Origin of the sequence: Sulfurovum zhangzhouensis (assembly GCF_030347965.1) — a bacterium.
GTDB lineage: Bacteria > Campylobacterota > Campylobacteria > Campylobacterales > Sulfurovaceae > Sulfurovum > Sulfurovum zhangzhouensis.
Genome location: NZ_JAQIBD010000001.1, coordinates 600,806 through 625,903, shown reverse-complemented (window position 1 = coordinate 625,903; position 25,098 = coordinate 600,806). Strand labels below are relative to the sequence as shown.

Annotated in this window: 22 protein-coding genes and 1 tRNA gene; 14 read left to right on the top strand and 9 right to left on the bottom strand. The window is 34.8% G+C overall.

What is annotated here, in order from left to right:
• Positions 1-126 precede the first annotated feature (126 nt).
• From PGH07_RS03390 to PGH07_RS03375, 4 genes are all read left to right on the top strand, one after another.
• On the top strand, positions 127-429 hold the full coding sequence (locus PGH07_RS03390; protein WP_289412535.1) for a F0F1 ATP synthase subunit C: 303 nt from the start codon (positions 127-129) through the stop codon (positions 427-429).
• A gap of 60 nt (positions 430-489) precedes the next feature.
• Positions 490-574, top strand: a tRNA-Leu gene (locus PGH07_RS03385).
• Between the two features lie 240 nt (positions 575-814).
• Positions 815-1,696 (top strand): diguanylate cyclase, encoded by an 882-nt coding sequence (locus tag PGH07_RS03380; protein ID WP_289412534.1) that lies wholly within the window; start codon positions 815-817, stop codon positions 1,694-1,696.
• Between the two features lie 300 nt (positions 1,697-1,996).
• Positions 1,997-2,278 carry an HU family DNA-binding protein gene (locus PGH07_RS03375; protein ID WP_289412532.1) on the top strand — a complete coding sequence of 94 codons (282 nt, stop codon included), beginning with the start codon at positions 1,997-1,999 and terminating at the stop codon, positions 2,276-2,278.
• An 80-nt stretch (positions 2,279-2,358) separates the two neighbouring features.
• On the opposite strand, the gene PGH07_RS03370 is transcribed toward PGH07_RS03375, so the two are convergent.
• From PGH07_RS03370 to PGH07_RS03350, 5 genes are read right to left on the bottom strand one after another with little or no spacing between them, the layout of a single operon-like run.
• Entirely contained in the window at positions 2,359-2,847 is a 489-nt protein-coding gene (locus PGH07_RS03370; protein WP_289412531.1) for a hypothetical protein, read from the bottom strand.
• Entirely contained in the window at positions 2,847-4,382 is a 1,536-nt protein-coding gene (locus PGH07_RS03365) for a hypothetical protein (RefSeq protein ID WP_289412530.1), read from the bottom strand. The genes PGH07_RS03370 and PGH07_RS03365 overlap by 1 nt, the downstream gene beginning before the upstream one ends.
• Complete coding sequence (locus PGH07_RS03360; RefSeq protein WP_289412529.1) at positions 4,370-6,790, bottom strand: tyrosine-type recombinase/integrase; 2,421 nt, start codon at positions 6,788-6,790, stop codon at positions 4,370-4,372. Before PGH07_RS03360 ends, PGH07_RS03365 begins: the two co-directional genes overlap by 13 nt.
• Positions 6,783-7,952, bottom strand: coding sequence for a tyrosine-type recombinase/integrase (locus PGH07_RS03355; protein WP_289412528.1), 1,170 nt, complete (start codon positions 7,950-7,952; stop codon positions 6,783-6,785). The genes PGH07_RS03360 and PGH07_RS03355 overlap by 8 nt, the downstream gene beginning before the upstream one ends.
• A gap of 23 nt (positions 7,953-7,975) precedes the next feature.
• A complete protein-coding gene (locus tag PGH07_RS03350; protein WP_289412527.1) occupies positions 7,976-8,602 on the bottom strand; it encodes a hypothetical protein in 627 nt (208 codons plus the stop codon).
• A gap of 285 nt (positions 8,603-8,887) precedes the next feature.
• Here PGH07_RS03350 and PGH07_RS03345 point away from each other — a divergent pair, with 285 nt between their 5' ends.
• The 5 genes from PGH07_RS03345 (at position 8,888) to PGH07_RS03325 (ending at position 18,696) form a co-directional block, all read left to right on the top strand.
• Entirely contained in the window at positions 8,888-13,597 is a 4,710-nt protein-coding gene (locus PGH07_RS03345) for a P-loop domain-containing protein (RefSeq protein ID WP_289412526.1), read from the top strand.
• Positions 13,587-14,441 carry a hypothetical protein gene (locus PGH07_RS03340; RefSeq protein WP_289412525.1) on the top strand — a complete coding sequence of 285 codons (855 nt, stop codon included), beginning with the start codon at positions 13,587-13,589 and terminating at the stop codon, positions 14,439-14,441. The genes PGH07_RS03345 and PGH07_RS03340 overlap by 11 nt, the downstream gene beginning before the upstream one ends.
• Before the next feature lie 21 nt (positions 14,442-14,462).
• Positions 14,463-15,272, top strand: a complete 810-nt coding sequence (locus PGH07_RS03335) for a hypothetical protein (protein ID WP_289412524.1) — start codon at positions 14,463-14,465, stop codon at positions 15,270-15,272.
• Complete coding sequence (locus PGH07_RS03330; protein WP_289412523.1) at positions 15,253-15,882, top strand: hypothetical protein; 630 nt, start codon at positions 15,253-15,255, stop codon at positions 15,880-15,882. Before PGH07_RS03335 ends, PGH07_RS03330 begins: the two co-directional genes overlap by 20 nt.
• Before the next feature lie 456 nt (positions 15,883-16,338).
• Positions 16,339-18,696, top strand: coding sequence for an AAA family ATPase (locus PGH07_RS03325; protein ID WP_289412521.1), 2,358 nt, complete (start codon positions 16,339-16,341; stop codon positions 18,694-18,696).
• A 438-nt stretch (positions 18,697-19,134) separates the two neighbouring features.
• Here PGH07_RS03325 and PGH07_RS03320 read toward each other — a convergent pair whose 3' ends face one another.
• Positions 19,135-19,293, bottom strand: coding sequence for a hypothetical protein (locus tag PGH07_RS03320; RefSeq protein WP_289412520.1), 159 nt, complete (start codon positions 19,291-19,293; stop codon positions 19,135-19,137).
• A gap of 108 nt (positions 19,294-19,401) precedes the next feature.
• Here PGH07_RS03320 and PGH07_RS03315 point away from each other — a divergent pair, with 108 nt between their 5' ends.
• Together PGH07_RS03315 and PGH07_RS03310 are read left to right on the top strand one after the other, a co-directional pair.
• Complete coding sequence (locus tag PGH07_RS03315; protein ID WP_289412518.1) at positions 19,402-20,199, top strand: DUF5718 family protein; 798 nt, start codon at positions 19,402-19,404, stop codon at positions 20,197-20,199.
• Positions 20,200-20,223: 24 nt separating this feature from the next.
• Positions 20,224-20,829 carry a hypothetical protein gene (locus tag PGH07_RS03310; protein ID WP_289412517.1) on the top strand — a complete coding sequence of 202 codons (606 nt, stop codon included), beginning with the start codon at positions 20,224-20,226 and terminating at the stop codon, positions 20,827-20,829.
• Here the strand turns inward: PGH07_RS03310 and zupT are convergent.
• Positions 20,826-21,650, bottom strand: coding sequence for a zinc transporter ZupT (gene zupT, locus PGH07_RS03305; RefSeq protein WP_289412515.1), 825 nt, complete (start codon positions 21,648-21,650; stop codon positions 20,826-20,828). The two genes, PGH07_RS03310 and zupT, sit on opposite strands and share 4 nt — an antisense overlap.
• A gap of 10 nt (positions 21,651-21,660) precedes the next feature.
• Complete coding sequence (locus tag PGH07_RS03300) at positions 21,661-22,173, bottom strand: ferritin-like domain-containing protein (protein WP_289412514.1); 513 nt, start codon at positions 22,171-22,173, stop codon at positions 21,661-21,663.
• A 141-nt stretch (positions 22,174-22,314) separates the two neighbouring features.
• Here PGH07_RS03300 and PGH07_RS03295 point away from each other — a divergent pair, with 141 nt between their 5' ends.
• On the top strand, positions 22,315-23,004 hold the full coding sequence (locus PGH07_RS03295; RefSeq protein ID WP_289412513.1) for a hypothetical protein: 690 nt from the start codon (positions 22,315-22,317) through the stop codon (positions 23,002-23,004).
• Between the two features lie 3 nt (positions 23,005-23,007).
• On the opposite strand, the gene dnaJ is transcribed toward PGH07_RS03295, so the two are convergent.
• Positions 23,008-24,147, bottom strand: coding sequence for a molecular chaperone DnaJ (gene dnaJ / locus PGH07_RS03290; protein ID WP_289412512.1), 1,140 nt, complete (start codon positions 24,145-24,147; stop codon positions 23,008-23,010).
• Positions 24,148-24,234: 87 nt separating this feature from the next.
• Between dnaJ and PGH07_RS03285 the strand changes: the two genes are divergently transcribed.
• Positions 24,235-24,528 carry a Dabb family protein gene (locus PGH07_RS03285; protein ID WP_289412511.1) on the top strand — a complete coding sequence of 98 codons (294 nt, stop codon included), beginning with the start codon at positions 24,235-24,237 and terminating at the stop codon, positions 24,526-24,528.
• Positions 24,528-25,097 carry a recombination mediator RecR gene (gene recR, locus PGH07_RS03280; protein ID WP_289412510.1) on the top strand — a complete coding sequence of 190 codons (570 nt, stop codon included), beginning with the start codon at positions 24,528-24,530 and terminating at the stop codon, positions 25,095-25,097. Before PGH07_RS03285 ends, recR begins: the two co-directional genes overlap by 1 nt.
• Position 25,098 lies beyond the last annotated feature (1 nt).

Below are 25,098 nucleotides of genomic sequence, written 5' to 3'. Positions count from 1 at the left end.
GATAAGTAGGGAAACAGTTTGCATTTATGTGACTGTTGGCAGCATCAATGCTGTTTACGTAAGCCGAACGGACTTTGGAACACAGTCGTAGAGACTTAAAATCAACCAAATTTTGAAGGAAATATAATGAAAAAGATTTTTGTACTTTTCATGGCTCTTGGTGCAGCTGCATTTGCAGGTGAAGGTGAAACTATGATCCAAGCTTACTCAGTAATCGCTGCTGGTGTTGGTCTTGGTCTTGCTGCTCTTGGTGGTGCTATCGGTATGGGTCACACTGCTGCTGCAACAATCGCTGGTACAGCTAGAAACCCAGGTCTTGGTGGTAAACTAATGACTACAATGTTCATTGCTCTTGCAATGATCGAAGCACAAGTTATCTATACACTTGTAATTGCACTTATCGCTCTTTACGCTAACCCATTCCTATAATAGGAAGCTTTAGCTAGCCTTAAGTTTCGGACGGGTATAATCCCGTCCACATTCAAATATGCGATCGTGGTGGAACGGTAGACACGCTATCTTGAGGGGGTAGTGCCTTCGTGGTGTGAGGGTTCAAATCCCTCCGATCGCACCATTCATTAATACTTCTATAACTTCATTATCTATTTGAAAATTTAAATTACAGTTTTATCTAATAAAATAAATTAGTATTAGCCTTTAATATACATATATCTTTCTCAAAAAATGATTTAATCAGATAGATGCAATTTAATTATAATTACATTTTCCCAAAGTAAAGCAATATATTATAAGTAAATATGATAGTATAAGCATACATATTATATCAATACATACACATGATGGAGAGGGGAAGATGTACCGTATAGACAGAGAGAAACTACAAGCTATTATTCGTGAAATAGATCAGGCAATTTATAACCATGGGCATTGGTACCAAAACTTAATACGTTCTATAGTATGCAGATTGCCGTTCGATGAACGTGACATACACGAAGATGCCCATCATCAATGTCCGTTTGGACAATGGTATTATTCTTGTGATAATAAAGAGATTAAGAAGAATATGACCTTTATATCTATAAGAGAAGAACATAAACTAACCCATAATTTAGCAAGAAAACTATTACTCGCGGCATCAGTTGAAGAGATTATTTTACCTATAGATTATGATAATTTTTCCAACTCTGTCGAACGATTAAGATTAAACCTTCAGGCCTTAAAATATGAACTTGAAGAGACTCTATATAACCGTGATCCTCTTACCGGTGTGAAGAACCGGGTTAGCATGCTGAGCGATTTACGTAAACAGATGACGTTTATAAAACGACATCTGGAAACAACTGTAATTGCTATAGTAGATATAGACCATTTTAAACAAGTCAACGATAATTATGGACACCCTACAGGTGACTTGGTTCTTTCAAATTTAGCGAGTTATATTCTACAACACTTACGTCCTTATGATAGCATCTATAGATATGGTGGTGAAGAATTTTTAATTATGATGCCACATACGAATATCGATACGGCTTTTTCTATTATAGAGCGTATTCGGACCGGAATAGAAAATTATCAGACTCACGATCATAATGACGAATATATTAGGGTAACGATATCTGCTGGTATGGTAAATCTAGAAGAACAATATAATATTGAAACAGCAATAGAACAAGCAGATAAAGCTCTTTATGAGGCAAAAACTAATGGAAGAAATAGAAGTGTTGTCTTCAAGTAATTTTTAGTTTATTTTAATACCTCATTGAATTACTACTTGTATTTTGTTTTCAGATATCTATTTATACCAGTAATTAAACTCTCATATGACTCTTATATTAATATTTTTAAACTACTAATATAAAATAAAATATTAATAACTTTTAATAGCTTTTTATCAAAAAAGTTTTTTTTTACGATGAAAAATGAACTAAAATGCTCTGTGAGACCCTAATTTAGGGCATTTTTGAGATTTATTTAGCAATATTTAAGAATAAAATGTGATATAATGATTTCACATCTTAAAAATAAAGGAAGAAGTATGACAAAAGCTGAATTTGTAGAAATGGTACAAAAAAATGGTGAATTTGAAAGTAAAGCTGCAGCAGAGAGAGCTGTAAAAGCTTTTATCGAATCTGTAACAGAAGCACTAGTAAAGAAAGATAGCGTATCACTTGTTGGTTTCGGAACGTTCTCAACAGTAGAAGTAGCTGAAAAATCTGGTACAGTACCTGGTACAAACAAAACTTATAAAAAAGCTGCGCACACTGCACCGAAATTCAAAATCGGTAAAACACTTAAAGACGCAGTGGCTCAAGCATAATTATAATACATTAAATTACGCTATATAAGGGATTGAATTGTACTATTAAATAGTGCAATTCTTTTCTCAAAAATTACTCCCTAATTTCTATTATTGACCTCATTAAAATACAGCTTCATTTTTGATTTCATTTCCATTTCATAGTTAACTGCTCTTAACTCTTCATTTTCAATAGTTATGATATCTATTGTTACACTCTGTTTCTTTTTATCCTGTTTTAATTTCTTTATTTCTTCATTTTTCTTTTTGAGTTCTTTTTTCAACTGAAGGACTTGATCAGCTAGTTCGGCATCACTTTCTGAATCTCCCACTGTAATGGCTTCGAATTTACCAATACGCAATTCAATCATAAGCGACTGGATATGTTCAAGGTTCTTGTTTCTAAATGAAGCTTCGCTTACACCTTTGCTATTAGTGTCAAGCTCTTTTGTTCTAGCACTAACAGAAGGAATACTTTTGATTTCATGGTTTGCCTCTAGCGATTTAACAGCTTGGCGTATCAGACTTTCCGTTCTTTTCCTTCTTTCTAGTGCATTTTTATTTAGGTTAGGATTTCCTCTTTTTGCCATCATAATTCCTTTCTGGATTGTATTTTGTTATATAGCGAAGCAAAGAGAGCTGCTCTGTGATGAGAGTCTCTAGCATTTGTCTTGTCCTCCATCTCGTATTGCTTCTCTGCTATTTTCAAGTATCTGTCTACTTGATCAAGATAATAGCCTTCAAGATCTGCATCAGGAATCAAGTCTGAACAGTCCAAGCATTCTAAGTGATTTCCACAGCCTGCAATATCGGGGCAGTATCCAAGATTAGCAATTTTGTGGGCTCTTGGGTTTTCTAGTAAGTTTGCTTCGTATTTGTCACCTATACCGTTCACGATCTTTCCATTAAATACAAAGCGGCCTTTGATATCCCCATTTGCCTCCAGTAACTTCTTTTGTTCCGTAATCATAAAACTTTCCGATGGAGCGGAGTAGGCATCTATGGAACTGAATGTACGATGGTTGGAAAATTGTTTTAGTTGAGGAGATGTCCATCCTGATTCCATACGCATTGTGATGCCTGTTTTTTTGAAATCTCGTGGTACAGCTATTATTAAATCTGGAATATTCATATGTTTTTGAATATTATTGAAATACCTAGATAAGACTTGTCTTGAAAGGACACATATTTTATTAGTAGCATCAAAAGAATTGTAGGTGAACAGAAAGCTTTTTTTAGTTGTGAGCCATTGCAGTTTCTTGCTTGCATCTTGTTGCTTCCCTATCAGCTCAAATAACATTTTCTGCATCGGTTCTTGCAGGTTCAAAAAACCGATCTTATACTCAATTTCGCCTCTATTAGCCGAGTTCTTGACAATCGCATGCTTAATTGTGGCCATGTTATCTGTTAGTTTTTTTACGCAATCAAGCGGATAGTTCAATGTGTCTTCTGGTCTTGTAGCAAACATTCTCATGATCCAGTAAGCAACCCTAATGTGTAGAGGGGATTCTTCGGTATCAAAATGTTTATCTAGCTTCTCAAGCACATCGTCATCTATGACTTTGTATTTACTATTCTTAGTATTGCGATCATAAGGGTTTTCTATGGCTTCCACACCATCGATATGAGCCATGAAAGAATGACCGTTCATTAGTATATGAAACTGCAAAGCACTATCGAGTAGCTTATGCTTATATGCATCCGATATAGGCTTGTTTTGGTCGTTAAGTTGTTGGTCAAGCCAATAGGTATATTTAGCAAATAATGATTTGTTTATCTGATGTAGGTTGAGTTTGTTTTCATTTAGGAACTTGAAATAGCTCGAAAGATTTTTTGACAAGTTTTTCCCACTTCCACGGTTTAACCCTGCTATAGTAAAGAGCTTGACCAAATGTTTTCCATTTGTGCCCATCTTTGCAAACTGATGAAAAGCTATGATGTCTGGGTGGGATTTGTTAGAGCGTTTATCAAGTATCCATGAATCGCTATCAAACTTTGAAGATGAGAATTTTGCGAGTGTTGGTATGAGTTCCTTTTCCGCTTTTTTTTCATTGTTGGACTGTTCGTTCAGGAGCTTTTGAAATGTTACTTTCCAAACATATGCATTTGATTCTAATGCTGACATCTTCGCTCCTTTTCGTCTGTCAGTTCATCGACAAGACTTTGGTATGAATCCAGACGGTGTTTTTGTATGACATATTCTGCCCATGATGAATACTCCTCTTTTGATATACCTTCTTTATCCAAGGCAGCAGTCATTGTGTCGAGTATCTCTTTTTGATTATCGCGAAACTTGATCCATGTGTTCAGATATGGTATATCCGTGATCATTCTGGCACAGCTAGCGCAACTCTCGGCAGTCTGTAGTTTTCCGCATTCACCCATAATGGGATGACGTATGCATTCGCCATATTCCATTTTACGCTTATGGACATATAATTCCACGAATAGCTGTTCTTTTTCCTCTCTGGTATAGGTGCGAAGGCGCTCTTCATCAAGTGATAGCTTAAAGTGTTTTTTAAATAGGTCGGTATTGAGCTCTTCCATCTTGCGTTCTCGGATATAAGCATAAGCTTTCTCAGGAGTATGGATCGTCATCCAACCAAAAAATGCTTTTATTTCTTCGGGGGCATGGCCTTTTTCAACCATTGTTGTTGCGATCATTGAACGCATCTGATATGGCGCATATTTCCACAATTCATCATCAAGGTCTGCTTTAATCTTGTATTTGGCTATTAGCGCATTGATGTCTCGTACGAGTTCTTTTGTACTAGGGATGTGGAACTTTATCTGATGGACCCTGTTGTGATTACGTCTGATGAATATTGCATCGCTTCTAGACTCCACTCTTGCTTCTTCGCTCAAGCTTACCTGATCATGAAATGCCTGAAGGACTTCTTTGTCATATATAGGTACTTTTCTAATAGGTTTTTTTCCTTTTTTTGCATATGTCTTAGCTTGTTTGTTCGCATAAATTTTTAAAATATAGCATTCCATATTCTTGTCATATATTAACGAATCAACCTCGATATACTCGATCTCCGAAGGGCGGCATCCAGTTGCAGAAATAATGAGGAAAGCATTTTTTATTTCCGGTTCAAGCTCATCTAGATACAAGCGGATATTAAGATACACCTCTTCAGGCAATGGCATAGTAGGATTCTCCGGCTCATCGCCTTTGACTGAAAAATCTTTAGCAATCATCTTCTGAATTTTTTTAAGAGATCCTGCCTTACCCTTATCATTAATCGTTGCTTGGTTGGATAGATATTTATAAAACGAAGAGATATTTCCCTTCGCTGAGCGGACTGTTTGAGGCTTGTTAAATGTGTTTAACCATATGGATATATCACTTTCCAAAATACCTGTAGTAGTGATGTTAAAGCGTTTTGAAGTGGCCTTTACATACTTGAAAAACTTAATTGTCATTTGTACAGTATTAGTAGCCTTTCTTCGTTCTGCACAGTGCATTGCCCAAGCCTTCAAGTCACTGCTGATGGAGTCTTTTGCTAGATCATTTAGTTCGATAGTAAAACTCCTCCACTTGTAATTTTGGATATATCCCAGACGATATGATTTGAGTATTTTTGAGGTTTGAATCTTATTTAGCACATTGTATATTTTTACCTGTAAACACTGATATTTTGATGCCAATGCAACTAAACGATTATAAAGTTCTGTCTCTATCTTATTTAATTTGTGCAATAGGTTTGATTCCTGATTAATATGAATCCGTAAAGCCTTTCCTAGAGAGATCTCCTCATTGTTAAGCATCTGCCGTCTTAACTCCTTTTTCAGCACTTTAATGAATAACTCTTGGTATACAGCAAGCGTGTACATAATTACCGTTGATTCAGAAATATTGTTACTACTAGCTAGTTTCTTTAAAGTCCTCTTTTCTAATAGTGCCTTCTTGATTGAATCAATTAACTCCATCGAGCTTGTAATGTCTTTATGTATCACAAAGGACTGTTGATGGTCAAGTGTTATCTTTGTCCAGCCCTGATCCATATAATTTATTTCAGCAACAGATTTGTTCAAGGAGAATATTCTCAATGGAAGTGTTTTATTGGTTTTACCTAAATACAATACATGTTCAATCTGGTTACGCATATTAAGCTCAAGAGAGTCTATTCCGCGATCGAGCTTACGTCTTAAAAACCCATCCTTTTTCATATTGAACCCATGGTATTCAAAAAATGCATACCGATGAATCCAATATCTTCTGAAGCACTTGTGGACATGTGACTCAAGATATTCCTGAACGAGTGTCGAATGTTTTTCTAGTGCTATCTCTAGCATCGTCCAGATTGCTTTTTCCAAAGTATCACTACGTCCCTCTCCAAAAACATGTTCCCCTATATCCAGTAATGTCAAATGCTTTTCAGACAAGTATTTGAGAAATAAATGCCAGTCGTGAGGATGGAGCGAAACGGCCTTGAGATAACTCATCTTGCTTTTAATACTGCGAAATCTCTCGCCATCGATTACTATATAGTTACCTTTTTTTCTATGATAGAGATACTCAACCATCAAGTTTTCCTTGCAGCTCCAACAAGCGTCTATTCAGATCTTTGGCATGTTCCTTGGCAAACTCTTGTGCAATCTCAGCACTAGCGTGATCTACATATGGTTTGATAGAATCAATTGTCTTCCACCCCATGATATGCCGGATAGTCTCATCAGTCAGATTCAAGTCTCCGCTTACCATCGCTTTAACGAGTTTTGTGGCTTTGTTCGAACGGCCTGAATGCGTTCTTACATTACCTTCAATGCCTGCTTTTTTTGCAGCTGTTTTCAATGCACTTCTGAAAGATGCAGCTGCATATTCTGTAAATGCCACTTCACCTTCGATATTACGGGTATTGACAAACAAGGCATCATTCGATTTATTGGCTTTTAATTCGGCAGTATTTCGTTCATGGTGGATGTAGTTTTCGATCACTGATGCAGTCTGATCACCAATCGCTATCGTTCGTTTTCTACCTCGCCCTGTACCTTTTGACCGGCTTGGTTTCACCGTACCTTCTGTGGGATTGTAGTCTCTCATTTTAACAGAAAGGACTTCATCAATCCTCAGACCATGTAGAGTAAGCAAGAAGATCGAACGATTTCGATAGTTGGTAAAGTTAGAGTAAATCGCCTGAATCTCATAATCCGTGTATTCCATAATGTATTCTTTATCAGTTGTTTTGAACTTGGTCAAAAATAAATCGATGGTCGCATCGGAAATTGATTCAACGGCATTCCATTTCAATCTCAAAGCAGTCTTGTACTCTAGCAGTTTGCCTTCTTCCCAGCTATTAATCTGTAGGACACTATGATCAGAAAACTGCCATAGGAACTTATAAAATCTAACAATCGTCTGTTTATGCCTAATGATACTTTCGTAGCCCATACTTGGTTCCCCGGAAATCTCGCCAGTATTTGTGTTAAAGTTGATGATATAAAGCATGTAAGCCTTCACATCCTCATCTGTGGCATTCCAATATTCAACACCTCTATCTTGTAAGAAGTTGAAGAACTTAATAAGAATGTATCCAACACGTTTTCCATATTGTAAAGAATTCTTAGAACGGTTAGCGATAAAGAGGCTTGAATAAAAGTCTGGTATATTTGGTTTACAAATAAAATAGAAATTAGAGATATGGCCATTTTTATGAGTTTTTCTAGCTGTTCGAATTCGATATGACATATTCATTGCTTAATACCAAATGATTACATTAAATGTTTTTTTAACGATGGAAACTTCTTTATCAGTTCTTGATGAAAAGATTTTTCAATAATTGCATAGCCTCGCCATTTCCACATCCACTGAAAAACTTCATCTATAGTGTTTAAGACAATGATTCTTTCCTTGTCTTCATATACAGTTTTAATAGCATTAATGTATTCATAATTAACAGGTCGTATAGAACGTATTTCTTTACCAGATACTTCATCGAAGTTGACCCAGATAGTGTATTTTTCAATAGTAGAAGTTCGCACTGGTGGACCCCAGTCTTCTAGCCAAAATTCGTAATCAATAGTGGCATAAGCTGAAAAAATATAGTAAATATCTTTTGTCAAATCATAATCCCTGTTGAGGCATGTCTGATATTCTAAACCGGTTCTAGATTCTTTAATATTTTGTTGGACTTCAGAAATAAATCCTGATAAGTCGGCATAGTTTTTGAAGTTTCGTTCTATAGCTAATTTTTCAAGTTCTAAGCTATGTTTACTGTTGTTCTTAATTTTGTTTTGGTGAGCTTTCGTTTTAAATTTATTGAGGTAGTTAGTTACCCATTGAAGTAGTTCATGATGGTGTAATTCTAAGCTAAAATTTGGGGAAGTTATATCTTTCACATTTTATCCTTTGCTAATTCAAATATTGATATATCCCGAGTTCAACAATATTAATTAGTCAAGTAAATGTAAAATATTTTTAATAGAGATAGTTATTCCATTATCTACAGATATGAAGGTTTTGTTTTCGGGCAAACAGGTAAACTATCATCACCTTTTGCTTAGTATATAATATTTTATGAATAAAAGCAATTAAATTGTAATGATTCGATTTCTGTATTTCCAAAACTTACTAAGATTATCTAATTTTAGTTATAATAATTAATAAGCGAGGAAGAGTATAAATTGGGATTAACTAGCGCACATCAGGGGTATGAGTATCAAGATCTTTTAACAGCATATTTTATACTTAAAGAGATTTTGAGCAATAATTTAAACTCCTCATTTGATATTGATAAAAAACATTATCCAGACGATCGATTTGATGATCTGACTATTCAAAACTCCAATGGTATTCAACGAAAACAAATTAAATATAGCAATGAAGATACATCAAAGGAACTCATAAAAGATGATCTATCAAACGATAGTAATTATAAATTAGCTATTTTTAAATTATTTGAAAGTTGGAAGAAACTTAACACAAGTAATAGTGAATTTAGATTATGTCTTGCGTGGGGAGAACCCACTGAGGAAACAATAAGAAACTCACTTAAACCTTCTTCATCAAAAAGTTCTTTTGAAGGTTATACAACAAAACTATATCATCTTGATTTGGAAAAGGTTTGGGAAGTTTCTCCACAAAAGTTTAATCGCTGGGATAGTTTAAAACGTTATGTAAAAAGTGAGAAGGTAGATCGAAAAGAGTTTAAACTTTTTTGTGACTCATTAGTGATTGAACTTGATTTTCCAAAAGAAGAAAAATTAAAATTAATTGTTTCTAAACAGATAGAAAAACTTGGAATTGGTCAATATCCAAATGAAGGTAGAATTGATGATTTTATAGAGATCTTTGCAAAGAAAATAAATGGTTATAGATCTAGAGAAATAGCCGGTATAACTGTAAAAAATATTTTGGACGACCTGCGAGTTAAAACAGATTTTGGAAGAATTGAACAAAAGTTTGAAATTGATTCTGCAAAAAATCTTATTGATGACACAAAGCTAGAACAATTCTATAGAGAAGTTATCACTAATAATAAAACCGCAGTTGTGGGTGATCCAGGGAGTGGTAAGTCTTGGTTTCTGACAAACTTTATGGAATATGCAACAGCACAAAACGTTAACGTTATTCGACACTACTGTTTTACAGGAACAGATGATGATCTTAGACTTGAAAGAATTAAGTCCGATGTCTTTTTTGGTAACTTAATAGCTGATATCATTGATCACTTCCCTCATTTACAAAAATACAAGGATAAATTGTTTGCATCTGATCTTAATGAGCTTAATTTATTATTGTCAAGAATCGAAGATAGTACCATCATAATAATTGATGGGCTTGATCATATAGACAGAGTTTTAGAGTCTTCAATAGGTTTGGCAATAGACCAGACACAAATTATCGAGTTTATTAAACAAATTGAGTCTACTGAAAATGTTTCAATCATATTGGGGTCTCAATCAATTGTTGAAATTGATGAACTCATCTCAGATCACAAATATATCAAACATGAAATAGCAAAATGGTCAGAGTCTGAAATTGAAACCTTGATGAAGTCCTTTAGCGTTGAAAATATTGAATTATCAGAGAAAAAGTTATCTTTATTGCTATATGATAAATCTAATAGAAATCCATTATATTTAACTTATTTGTTAAAAATGATTCAAGAAGAAAGTTCTTTAACAATAGAATTTATTAATGCTCTGCCTGAATATGATTTTAACCTAAAGACGTACTATGATTATTTAACCGGATTAATTAGTAATAATCTCACATCTGAAACACTAGCTTGTTTAGATTTCCGAGTTAATCGAGATGAGTTGAAAAGTATTATTCCAAGATCAGGTCATTTTGGTGATGATATAAAAACCTTAGCTCCGGTTTTAAATGAAAATTACTCTAGAGGTGGTATCAAACTTTATCATGATAGTTTTAGAAGATATGTGTTTGAAAAGCTTTCAGAAGAAGATTTATTGTCTATATACAAAGAAATTATTGATTGGTTAGTTGACAAAGGCTTTTATCAGAATCAAAAATCTTATAGAAACTTGTTGGCATACTATCTTAAGGTCAAAAATTATGATGCGATTAAAAAGTATGCTACCAATGATTTTTTGGCTCAAAGTATCTTTTATGGGTATGCAGAAAATGCAATTAAAATAAATTATCAATATTTTTTACTTACAGCAAAGAATACTCAAGACTGGGAATTATTTATATTTCTTAGTGAGTTCAATAGAGCTTTTTATAGTACACTTTCTTCTGATTACTATAGTGAACAATTAGAACATTTTGATTTATATTATGAGGCAGTTGGACTAGTACATGGTTTTGAGTATGCTAACCAAATGCTTTATTATGATGGTCATAAAAATTTTGACGATACACTCATTGCTAAAGGCTTTTATATCTCCCAAAACAATGGATTTACTCCTAATTGGAATTTATTAAACGATTATTTTAAAAAAGAGCCTGTTTTAGACAACTTTAAATATTTTTTAACATATTTAATTGCTATAAATAAGTTTGATGCGTTTTGTAAAAAAAAGTTTAAACTTTTGTTGTCCTCACGTAACTATTCATTTTTTCAAATATTCATAACAGAAACCTATAATAATCTTGGATATGAAAAGATCCTGGAATTTTTTGATGCTATTCCAAATAAACAACAAAATCGCTTTGGCAACAAAATTAACAGTATATTAGATGATACAAATTGTGCCTCTAGGTTAAATGTTAAGCTTGAAACAAAACCCACCTTGCATCCTTTAAACTTAGATTTTGTAGATGGGTATATCCATGCAGAAGATTTAGAAGATTTTATTCATTTGGTTGAGCAATATGCTCTTTATGATTGTGACAGTTTAAGAGATTTTGAAGGGACAATACCATCGAAAAATTTCTTTTTTAACTGGTTAAAATTTACTATTACAAATTATTTAATTGAAGATGAGATCAACAGTGGAAAATTACACAGTAGTTCAAAGATAGAAAAACGTATTGTAGGAAATTATAAATTTTTAGCATCTGATACAGAGCCATATAAAGGAACTCCTCGAGCAATAGATTTCAATCACCAAGGAAGATATGCTATTCAAAAAAGTATAGAAAGACCATTAAAATATATATTGTCATCTAAGAGCTGGAAAAAAATAATTAAATGTTTAAATTCATTACCTTTTAATTATTTAGCAAACATTGAGAATATAGTAAATGAAATTAATATTAAGTTTATGTTATCTTCCATTGAAGAGATTGATGATGTAGATAGTGATTATTACAGTGAACATTTAACATATGCATTGAAAAAATCAATATTATATTCTAAACTTAAAAAAACGGACGAATCAAAAAGTGAACTTTATCATGCTGCTATTTTGATGACCGCATATACCTTTAGAAAGGATAATACTTTATCGGAAATCATTGAACCACTTTTAACTATAAACAAGCTTTCTCCAAAACAAGCGATTAAGTATGGAAAAAAATTAAAATATTTGAATGAAGCTGTCGAGAGGCATACTGAAGATGGTAAAACTATAAGATGGCTCATTATTCACTGGTTTAGGGAATTATTAAAAATTGATTATTTACTGGCTTCTAAGTATTTGATTTCTCAGCTTTTAGATCATGAATATTACTGGAAACTTCAGTATATGTTGATTGACTTTATTATACATAATAAGCAAATTGATCCTATCATACTGCACTTTTTACATCGTATATTACCGACTACAAACAAAAATCAATATATTGAAAGTTTTCTTGATAATATACATACCTTAATTACCATTGACAGTAAATTAGCAAAATCATCACTTATAAACGTTTTATCAAGAGATCTAAATGATTCACATGAGACATTGTCTATTAAAACAACTACTAAATTATCAGCACTAAAATATGATTTAAAAGTTCGAAAAAAAATTAAGCAAAAGAAAAAAGATAATTTTACTTATTCACGAGAAAAAACATTAGTTCAACGACTAGATGAAGGATTTCCTCAAATTAGTCAATTATCCATAGAAGAAATCATTATATTGTTAGAAAAAAACACAGCACAGCCTCAAATAATGATTCCTTTATTTTATCATTTACAGGAAAAATTTGATGACAATAACATTAAAGACTTCGTATCCAAAATACTAAAAATAAAGTATAGGTTTTACGATGATGATTATAATATTTTGTATAAATTTATTGATGGTTTAGATATTTCAAATGATGTCAAAGTATATTTACTTGTAGAACTATTTGTATATTCAAAAAGTGGTTGGTATGAGATGTTTATCCAAAAGGAGGCATTAACCAAGGCAGCTTCAATCAATAAAGAACTTACACTATCATATTTATCACAACACTTATCAAATCTTTTTCAAGATGGTGGCTCAGGTGGGGCAAGTACTTCAAACCTAATTATAGCTTTTGATGATGCCGGGATTGAAAAAGATATTATTTTGGCTATGTATAAAAAAGCATTTACATATATAACACTTAGAATTCCTCATAAAAAAGAAAAAAAATGGAAGCATATTAAAAAAATTTCTATTGATTCTATGGATAATAATGAGATAGCAATAGTTGTAATATTAGCTAAAATGAAAAACTTTGATATGGTTATACAGCAAGAAATTATTTATATGATAGATTATTTATTAGATTATAATTCGAACTTGCTTGAAAAACCTATACATTGGTTTTTTCAAAACTTACAGCTTTTCCCTCATTCTACAATTTCAGGAATTTTAGAGGTCTTCTTATTGCACCTAAATAAGAAAAAGGAGTTTTTCAAATCATTCGAACAGGATTTCTCACATACTAAGTTATTGGAAAATTTATACATAACTAATATTACAGATGAGATTCTTATAGGTATACGTGATGTATTATAAAAGTTATATCGATTCAAATAAATATATTTTGTATTTAGAGTTTATTGGTCTAGATATCGATACAGTAAAAAAAGAAATACAAAATAAGTTAAAAGAAGACAAAAGAAGAGAGTCAGTTATGGAAGTATTCAGTAATAGAGTATATAAACTTTTGACTCCAAATATTTATATAGAGAATTTCATATTTGAGGAAGTAAACGCATATTTATTCAAAAACTATAAAGATTCTGTAGTTTTTGAAAATGATATACGAATAGATATAAAAACAATAATTGCAACGAAAAACTCTTTAATTGATAGGCCAAATAGATTAAAACCTTCTGAACTTAATGATGGGTTTTATGATATTGAGGAAGAGGACAATTTTATAATAATTGCTAGATTTGAAAATGAAACATTAGTTGAACAGACAGGAAAAGTTGGAGGAAAAATATCTTGTCAAGGCATAGTACCAGTTAAGCGAGTCTTTAATCCTTTTTTTGATTCAGTTTCCAGTTTGATATGGGAAAATAATTTTTACACAGATAACCCATTTCAAATTATAGGATTTTCTAAAATCTTCAATACTATTGAAGCTAAATATGTTCTTTGGCTTGATAGTGAATTAATGGACTTTTTAGAATTAAAGTTGCAGAACTACAGTTTCGGACTTTCTGCCTGCACTGAGGAAGGAGAAACCATTTTATTGTATAGAAATTGGAAAGATAATCTGTTAGGTACTGATATACATGATAATATAGCAAAATTAGAAGGATGCGAACTATTATTGCGAAAAGATTATTTTGAGAGACTTAAAGAGATAGTTGGTGAATTATATTTTGTAACAGATGTGATTGAAATTTAGAGTATAAAATAAAGGAAATATTTGAAAAAAAATATTAAATGTTATATGTGTGATAGCGATGCAGTTTCAAGTGAGCATGTTCCACCAAAATGTTTATTTCCAGAATCAAAAGATGTCGAGGGAGAGAACTATCGAAAGCATTTAATTACCGTTCCAAGTTGTGAAATTCATAATAGTGCCAAAAGCAAAGATGATGAATTTTTAATGATTAGTTTAGCCGGTATAATTGGTAATAACTCAATTGGATATCTCCATAAATTTACAAAAGTTAATCGTGCAATTAGAAGAACAGCAAATAGATTACTTGATAAAGCATTTACATCACGAAAACATTACTACCTAAAAAGGGATAATGGTTTTCTTGAAGTTATTTGGGGAACTCCAGACCATGAAAGACTAATAAGTTGTTTTGAACATATTGCATATGGGCTTCATTATTATCATTTGGGAAAATGCTTTAAAGGTAAAGTAAACGTTCTTCTTGGTTATCTTCATAGTGAAGATGAGGGTAACAATACTTTTGTTCAATATATAAAAGATCGAGCTGCAATTGATTTAAAAGACATACCCGAATATGGTGAAAATAGAGATATTTTTTATTATCAATTTTCAGATCCTGATGACAATGGGATTTATATGGTTCATATGAGATTTTATGGTGGTATAGATATTTATGCTTCGTTTCTACCTGAGGACAAACCCAAGCCATTTGATTTGGGAATCGAATTGATGAATGCAGGTATTGAAACAGTCTTTGTTTTAGATGGCAAGGAATATAGAGTAAAAAAAGCCAACAAATCAGAGGAAAAGAATGAGTCAGAAAACCTCTAAATGTCTGAGTGATGCAATAGCGAATTTGAAAAGTACTGAAAAAGAATTATTACAACTTGGTAAGCTCATGCTTTCTGCTGATGATGGTAAATTATTTCCAGTAGATCTAATAGCAATAGGTGCAATGAAACGTACTGCGAGTAATACAGAAGGATTTATTGGATTAGTAGAGGCTCAAAATATGACTTCTGCACGTTCTTTGTTAAGAGTTCAACTTGATACTTTTATGCGATTTTCAGCAATATGGCTCGTGGATTCACCACATGATTTTGCACATGAAATTATTGGTGGAAAACATATCCGAAATATTAAAGATAGAGCTGGAAATAAAATGACAGATAGCTATTTAGTAGAAACTCTTTCTAAAGAATACCCATGGATCAAAAATGTGTATGATAATTTAAGTGGTTATATTCACTTTTCTGCTCAACATTTATTTAATGCGGTTGAGAAAGTCGATGATGATACGAGAACATTAAGTCTCGTTATTGGGAAAGAAGATCAAAAATATCCTGAATGGTCATGGATAGAAACAGTTGATTGTTTTACGGAGTCTGTCAATATCTTTTTTCACTACCTAAAAGGTTGGATAGCAACAAAAAATGTGTAATATTGCAAATAAATCAAAGGATCTAATCAAAAACTCCTAAGCGATTTTTTTAATTGCTTATTTTAAACGTTATATAAAGGTTGACTTATGGCTAGTAAGATAATAATAAAGACCATTCAATATTTTGTGTCATCGATAGATAAAAAATTATATCACTATTGGTAGTCTATCTCTAAGCGACTTCATGTAAGAGAATCATTAGTTTTTTAACTTTTTTGAGCTAATTTTTTTTGGATCACTTTCATAATAAAAACATTTTATAAGGTTTTGCATTTTTTCAATAAATACACATTTCCTTTGTTTGTTTATTCGACAAATACAAGGCTATTAGCATATAATGTTTATTGAAAACAGTTATACGGCATTGCACGATTGTGCGCTTGCAGTCCAAAGCGGACATTAAATAATCTATCTGTTTAAATCTCTATCGTTAAAAGAAGACTGTAGGAATGGTAAATGCTTAAGAGAATAAAGTTGATTCAGGGAATAGGAAGCTTCTGTCAAGCTCGCGGTAGTTCATTTGAGCTGGCAAAAGTAAATGTTGTTTATGGAGAGAACCGGAACGGGAAAAGTACACTTTGTGATGTTCTTCATTCTCTTGAGTCCAATAACCCAGAGTTAATTTTAAACCGAAAAGCGATACCTGATGATGCGACTAGGCCGCCTAAGGTTGAGTTCCAATTTGAGACAAGCACGGGTAATCAAGTAGCGCGCTTTGAAAATGGAGCTTGGCAGGTTGCGGAGCCTGATTGCTCTAAGCTATACGTGTTTGATCACAGCTTTATACATAGGAATGTCATTACTGGTCAAAAACAAGAACGGCAAAACTCAGAGAGCGTAACGAGCTTCATTCTGGGTGAAGCCAATACCGTTCTATATAAGCAATTGGCTGAACTTAATGAATCAGTACGCAGCGAGCGCAGTAATCTAACTAGTATAGAAAGACAGCTACAGCAGAGTGGGATAGCCAATGCGCAAGAATATGCAAACTCACTCTTACCCACAGAATCCAAGCAAGACTTGGAAGCTCTAGCCGCGTCACAAAAGCAGAGAGAGCAGCAGATTGCCACTACCATACAAAACGCTGATGGGATAAGGGTAAGACGTGTTCTCACTTCTATTGCCAGACAAATCGACTACAACCAAACGGTCGAAAAAATAAATGCAACACTTGCGGCAAATCTTCAAAACGTGCATCAAGGGGCACTTGCTACTCTTGAAACTCATATATCTCACCATGTTAATAATCCAGCATCGTTTAAAGGCTGGGCTGCGCAGGGGCTCGGCTTTGTCAAAGATGAATCTTGTCCATTTTGTGGGCAGGGGCTTGGTGAGAATGAAAAGGGATTAATTGCCACTTACCAGCAGGCATTCAATACGGAGTTTGACGACTTTAATAACAGAGTTAAACAGACACTTGATCAACTACGGCAGCCATTTTTAATTCAAGACACGAGAGAAAATATAGGTCAGCTGCATCAGGCTAATAAGGACACGATATCCCTTTACTTCGAACCTGAAATTTCCGCGAATCCTGCTCTTCCCAGCTTGATCACATCTCTTGATCAGCAATTTCAGGGGATCTTATCAGCCTATGATGCACTGAAAAGTAATATACAGGTGGCTACGGACTTTTGGTTGCCGATTCTAAATCAGAAGTATAACATGCCGTATGAAGCTATGCAGATAATAGACTTTTCTGGTCTTCTTGGAACAGTAGGGGCATACAATCAAGTCATTTACTCTTACTGGCAGGTGTGTGAAGAAATTAATAGGCTGTTAAATCAATTCAAAGCTTCAATTGATTCCCAGCAGCTTCGAAATGATATGGCACAGATGGTGCAGAGCTACAATTTGACTATGGGGCTTATCAAGCGTATTGACTTAGAACCATTGTGCCATCAGTACAGAGAAAAACAACAGCAAGTATCAAGAACGCAAACTACCTATAATCAGAGAAAAGAACAGCTTGAGCAATCACAAAGCGCCTATTTAGAAAGTTACTTTGATTCGGTGAATAGACTGTTTACCGAACTTGGCAGTAATGATTTTGAGATTACTAAGGAGGCGAATAATCGAGGGAAGATGGTGGTTTATGAGCTGCGTGTCAAGTTTAAAGGTCAGCCTATTCCGGTAGATAAGGTGAACTTTGTATTCAGTGAGTCAGATCGAAGGGCTTTGGCGTTGTGTATTTTCTTGGCAAAGATTATGTCTCTGTCGACAGATGAGAAATCAAAAGCAATTTTAGTATTTGATGATCCTGTAACAAGTTTTGATAATGAAAGAATTACCTTGATTCTCAACAAGCTTGATGAATTGCAGCGCGAGGTTAAACAGCTTATCGTAACGACTCACTACAAAGGAATGGCTTCGAAAGCAGTCAAGAAATTTCGGCGGATAGTTAAGTCTGTAAGGCTTACAAATACAGCTAATGGCACCGATATTAGTGTTGTTGATAACGATAGCATGACAGCATCAGACCATGATGTGGCCTTCGATAGAATTAAAGCATTTGTAGAAAGAGCAACTAATAATAATATAATCACTGAATTGCGTCCGTTCTTCGAAGAGGAAATAAGGAGTCGATATAAGAAACAACTAGCTGAGTTTGGGGTTAGTAAGGAAGATTTATCAGTTTGCATCAATACACTAAATGATAATGGCATTTTATCAGATACTCTTGCAGCACGCTTAAATTCCTTAAGAGATTCACTCAACACTCCCATGCATGAAATAGGACAAGATGCTGTTGAAAATACAAGGTCTATAGCTAACCAGATACTTCTTGTTGTGTATAATGAACTAACAGCGTAAGTTCTTGAGGTTGATTTCAGACTGTACGTCCGTAGTAATTAACATTTGCTGATGTCTGAGTGATGACTTGGGTACCGTTATAACAAAGTGCTACTAGCGGACTAATTTCCCGCACAGCGTGGCGTTAACTCGATCTTTCTTGAAAACCTTATAAAATATATTAAATGTATAAGGTTTTCAGTCTTTTTTTGTTGTTGAAATTTTTAGTGTACTTCATTAGTCTTAAGAGTTTTTTACTAGAAGCAATAGTAAAAAATGATAGTATATTTAACTATTGTTTTTTCGAAGTAATATTGCCATAAATTGTACTATTACTATTAACTTTTATAGGTATTCTTAAAGACGCTGTTGCAGCTGCTAAATAATTACTCTCCGGTTACCCTTCGGGGTAACCTTTTCTTTTATAAATCTATTCTCTTTACTTAATTTATTCCATCTTTAACAAGCATTATCCAATTTTTTTGCACTAGAACAGTTTGCTACCTGATTTGTCACGTAGATAACAGTACCAAGCATCCAAATCAGCATTGATCCAATAAATACTGATACGAAAATGATATTCTTATTATCTTTCTTCTTATGATCATCAGCTGCCATGATACTTCCTTTATATCTGATTTTATTTAGTATACATATGCCTATGTGTACTCTTTGTGTACTCTGCCAGTGACAACATGATATAATTCGTTCAAAAAAAGAGAGACAATGAGAGTTGATGAGATGATAGGATTAGGTGTGGCGGGGAACTTTGCACACCATCTCGAGCAAGCAGGTGAGCTTGCAGACTTTAAAGACGTGCAAACAGAAGAACCTGAAGCACCTAAAGGAATTTTCCCTTTTTATCTTCCTTCTAGCGAATGTTTTTTGGGTATCTATTCTATAGCTACAGCTGAGTTGAAATTACCGGAGTATGAGGCTAATGCACAAGTAGAGCCTGAGATTGGGATACAGTTTGAGATCGTGTATGGTGAAAACCATGAAGTCGTTGACCTGATTGCTGAAAGATTTACGACGTTTAATGACTGTACGATCCGTAAAGAGGGTGCTAAAAAAATATCAGAAAAGAAAAGTTGGGGACCAAACTCTAAAGGGATCGGTAATAAGTGGATCGATATAGATAAGTTCGAAGAGGGTGGAGTGATGGACAGGTACCATCTTTGCTCTTTTGTAAAACGTAATGGTGTGCTCCATGAGTATGGTGTAGATGCACCCCTTCTAGGATACAGTTATTTTTATACTAAGCTCAAAAATTGGCTGATTGATAAAATGAATAACCAGAAGGATTTTGGTCCTTTAGAGAATATCTCAGAGCATCTCAAAGCGTGTAAGTATCCATCACATGCCTTGATATCTATTGGAGCAACAGCCTATGCTGAATTTGGTGAACATAATTATCTCAAGAGCGGTGATGAAGTTTATGTGATAGCCTATGATGCGACTAAAGATGACTCTAGTCTGGATTTATCAGAGACTAAAGTGATACTTCACCAAACAGTACTGTAATTAGCTAGATGACGGAAGGCTACTATGCTTAGAACATTACTTATTTCTCTATTGACCCTTTCTTTACTCATGAGTGAAGAAGTGTCAACTAGCATCAAACTTTCTGATCAGAATTTTATTATGACCACTGAATTATATGATCTCTATGACAGTAAGGGTAAAGTGATGCGGCTTTATCAAGAGTTACGCAATGGAGAGAAGAAGCAACTCTTGTCATTTACACTCAATGATACTACCGGCCCTTGTCATGAAAGAAGTGTAGAAGAGGGAAGTTATGAAGTGAATGGATCCAAGATTATCTTTTATACCCTTTTAGATAGACGAGGCAATGCAGATGCTCCCTATGGTGCACGCATAGCAACCTATACGGTAGATGAAAATGGAGAACTCATCCTCCTTTCAAGTAAAATTTATATCGAGACAGAGCGTAGAACTGAAGCAAAAAAGAGTGCGATGCAGTATCTTTTTACTTCACCTGTGACCCAAAGTGAAAAAGAAGCACTAAGACAATATGTAGAGAGTGCCGAGAAACGTTTCAAAGGAACATTTGTCTTTGGAGAGGAAGCACGATCATTGATAAAAGAAGTAAATGAAGCACTTCAGCGAAAAATGCAAAAACGTTGGCATTAAAGTTTAAAGAGTAAAAGGCTGAGTGCCATCACAAACATTCCTGCTACTACACCTATGAGAGAGGTATGGTCATTCCCATAACGTCTGGATGATGGAAGCAGCTCATCAAAGGAGATATAGATCATGATCCCTGCAACCAATCCAAAAGTAATTCCTAATGTAAGATCACCCATCAGCGGTGTTATCAATAGATAGCCTAAAACAGCTCCAATCGGTTCAGTAAGACCTGAAGCTAATGCAAATAAGAAAGCTTTCTTCCTATTATTCGTTGCATAGTAAATTGGAAGTGCAACGGCTAAACCTTCAGGGATATTGTGAATAGCAATAGCTAAAGCTATGGCAGCACCTGTATGCATATCCTGCAGGGTCATAACGAATGTTGCAAAACCTTCTGGTAAATTATGTATGGAGATGGCAATTGCTGTAAAGAGTCCGGCCCTAGAGAGGATACTGAACTGTGCATTGACTGAGGAAACGTGACGATCACCATATTCCAATGCATGGTGTGGGTTGATTTGATCGGGGATAAGCTGATCAATGATAAAAGTAAGTCCTATCCCTAGAAAAAAGGCTATAAGACCTAGTACTTCTCCTGATAATGTACCATAATGATGTGCAAAAGCACTCTGAGAAGCTGTAAGAATCTCTACAAAAGAGATATAGATCATTACTCCTGCAGAAAAACCAAGTCCAATGGATAAAAACTTTGTATTGTCTGCTTTGCTGACAAATGTCAGCAGTGCCCCTAATGCTGTAGCTAAGCCTGCAAGCAATGTCAAAAAGAATGCAGGGAGGAAGTTCTCAAGAGTAAGTGTCTCCACTTTCTTTCCTCTAGAGTTTTCTTCGCAAGCTTTCTACAAAATCAGAGATATCATCATGTAATGCCTGAAGATCTTCTTCATGTTCTACTTCATCTGCAAGGATCTGTGAGACGATATCATACGTAACGATATCTTTGTCTTTGGTCATATCAGCAATTTGGGAGTAGACAGAGATAGCACATTGTTCACCTTTGATAGAATCTTCGAGTATGGCAACGACATCAAAATCATTTGGTGCATCATACCCACAGTTCGTATGCTTAAACCAATCTTGTGGATTAAGTAAAGGTGTACCGCCAAGTTGAATGATCCTGTCTGCTACCAAATTGGCATGTCTTAGTTCATCGGTGGCATGCTGTGTCAGTTCAGCTATTGCAGCATCTTTCATAATGCCTTTGATCACTTTTGCTTCGATAAAGTATTGATAATAAGCTAACCATTCATCCGCATATGCTTTGTTTAGGATTGTGATAAGATCATGAATCTCTATACCTTTGATAATCGAATTACCTTTTTTTGCCATACTAGATCCTTTCAAAATTATTAAAGAAAAAAATTATCCTTTATTCATTGTAACGCTAATAAACTTAAAGAGAAATAGTTCTTTTTTTCTGTGCTAACGAAAAATTGGTTAAAATATTGAAAAGAGATAGAGAGGCAGAATTTGAAAATAAGATATATTTTTCTAACAGTGGCGTTGGTAATGTTGTATGGATGTGAGCAGGGTACTATTTCTAAGGCCCGTCTGATGGAAGACCCGACGAAAAAACAGGAGGCTTTAGCATCTGATCAGAAAAAATACAAAGAAGTGAATGAAACTTTGGAACTCCAAAAACTGGTCGGGGCCAACCAGGTCACTTTAGCTAAAATTGAAGCAGAGAAACTTCAACAACTTAAAACATTGGAGCTGGAGCAGACAAAACTGCAAGCACAAGAGGCAGCCAAATTACAGGAAAACAAATTAGCCTATGAAAAAGAGCTGCAGGGTATGAAACTTGCTCAGGAGAAAGAACTTACTTTGCTTCAGGAAAAACGGCTTCTATCTAATCAGGGCAATCAAAATAGACTGTATCAAATCGTGATCATCGTAAGTACGTTACTTGTATTGATTATTTTACTTTTTCTGCTATGGATACATAAAAAGAATAAAGCCCATGAAGCCAAGATGCATGAAGAATCTTTAAGACATGAAGAGTTTATGCAGGCAAGTCAGCAGCATCACGAAAAGATCACAAAAATGTTAGAGATCGTAGTGGATGAAAAGATAGATAAAAATGTTAAAAAAGAGTTAGTGAAACTACTCAAAGAACAGGGAGAAGGCCCGGCTCTTTTATTGGAAGACAAAAAAAGCTAAAAGCTAGTTGCCAAACCAGCTTTTAACTCTGTCGAATGCTGATTCGAAAGTACTTTTGTGCGGTCTACTTTCTACGCCGTAGCTCTCCTGCAGTTTTTCAAGCAGCTCACGCTGCTCGTCATTGATCTTTTTAGGTAGTACCATTTTCACTTGAGCGATCAGACGGCCTTTACGTCCGCTATGAACATCTGCAACACCTTCTCCCTCAAAGATGAACTGTTCTTTGTCTTTTGTACCCTGTTTTAGTTCAAGCTCAGTTTCTCCATCTAATGTAGGGATTGTGAGTGTCTCTCCCAAGATTGCTTGCGTGAAGAATACCGGAACTTCTATATAGATATCGTTGCCGTTACGGATGAAGTTCTCATCCTCTTCAACGATAAATGTAAGGTAGAGATCTCCACGTCTACCATGTCTATCTTCATTCCCGTAACCTTGTGCCCTAAGGCGGTTGCCAGAGTCAACACCTGCAGGGATATTGATCGTAATAGTCTCGTCTTTTGTTTTATAGCCTTTCCCACTACAGCTTGGACACTTCTCAGTTGCTTTTCTTCCTTCACCGTGACACTTTGGACAGGTTTGCGCAAACTGCATACGTCCTTGGCGCATCACTACCTGGCCTTGACCGCCACAGTAGTCACAGGTTTCCAGTTTTCCATCTTTTGCCCCTGTACCCTGACAATCATCGCACGGTACTTTATACGTAATATCTATCTTCTTTTCACAGCCGAATATTGCTTCATTGAACTTTAGCGGAAGTTCTATTTCAAAGTCCAGTGCATACTTTTGTCCCGGGTCTCGTCTAGTTTGGCCAAAACCTCCGAAACCGCCAAAACCGCTGCTTCCGCCAAACATGGAGTTAAAGATATCCATAATATCATCCATGTTTGCACTGCCGAAGCCGCCACCCATACCTTGGCCTTCAAGTCCGGCTTTGCCATAACGGTCATAGATCGATCTTTTTTCATCGTCACTTAGCACCTGATAGGCTTCATTGATCACTTTGAACTTCTCTTCAGCCTCTTTGTCATCAGGATTACGATCAGGGTGATACTTCATTGCAAGCTTACGGTAGGATTTTTTCAGCTCCGAACCACTACATTCTTTGCTCACTTCTAGTATTTCGTAATAATCAAGTTCTGTCATATATTCTACACCTTAGAGCTATATAGATTTTGGCGAATTCTACCATAATTTGGTTATAATCACAAAAACTAAACGTGAAGGTAGAATATGGTAGTGCATATCGTAATGTTCAAATTTCAAGAAGAGCACAAAACAGCCAATATCGAAAAAGCAAAACAGATGTTGGAAAACTTGATGGGAACAGTACCAACACTGTGCAGTATGGAAGTGGGATTAAACTTTGCTGAGGAAGAGCGTGCAATGGACCTCAGTATTGTGACTACTTTTACAAACAAAGAAGGATTACAGGAGTATGCTGTACATCCTGAGCATCTAAAGGTAGTCGACTTTATCAAAAGTGTGGTGGAGTACTCTAAAGTTGTGGATTATGTGAAAGAATAATGAAACACACTAAGATCGAAGCCTTTGAAAACCTTGTAGAGGCATTTCAGTTATTACCTTCAATCGGTAAAAAATCAGCCATCCGTCTTGCTTATCATGCAGTAATGGAGGATGGATTTGGTGCGATGAAGCTGGCACATGCACTGGAAACCGGAGTCAATACGATCCGGAAGTGCCGAAAATGCCATAATATGAGCGAAGATGAACTTTGTGCTATATGTTCTGATCCTTACCGTGATACTGCCAAGCTTTGTATCGTACAGTCAGCAAAAGATATTTTGACCATTGAAGAGAGTGGACAATTTAACGGTGTTTATTATGTTGTCTCAGAGGTCAGTGACATGGATGAAGCACATCTTTTTTATGCTGTTGAAGGTGTAGAGGAGATTATTTTTGCGTTTCCTCCAAGCATTGCAACCGATACGATGATATTGTATATTGAAGATAAGCTTCAAGGTAAAGAAATTGAGTTTACTAAAATCGCCCAAGGTGTCCCTACCGGCGTAGAGCTTGAAAATATCGATGTATTATCACTCTCAAGAGCATTAGAAGCGAGAGTGAAGACTTAAG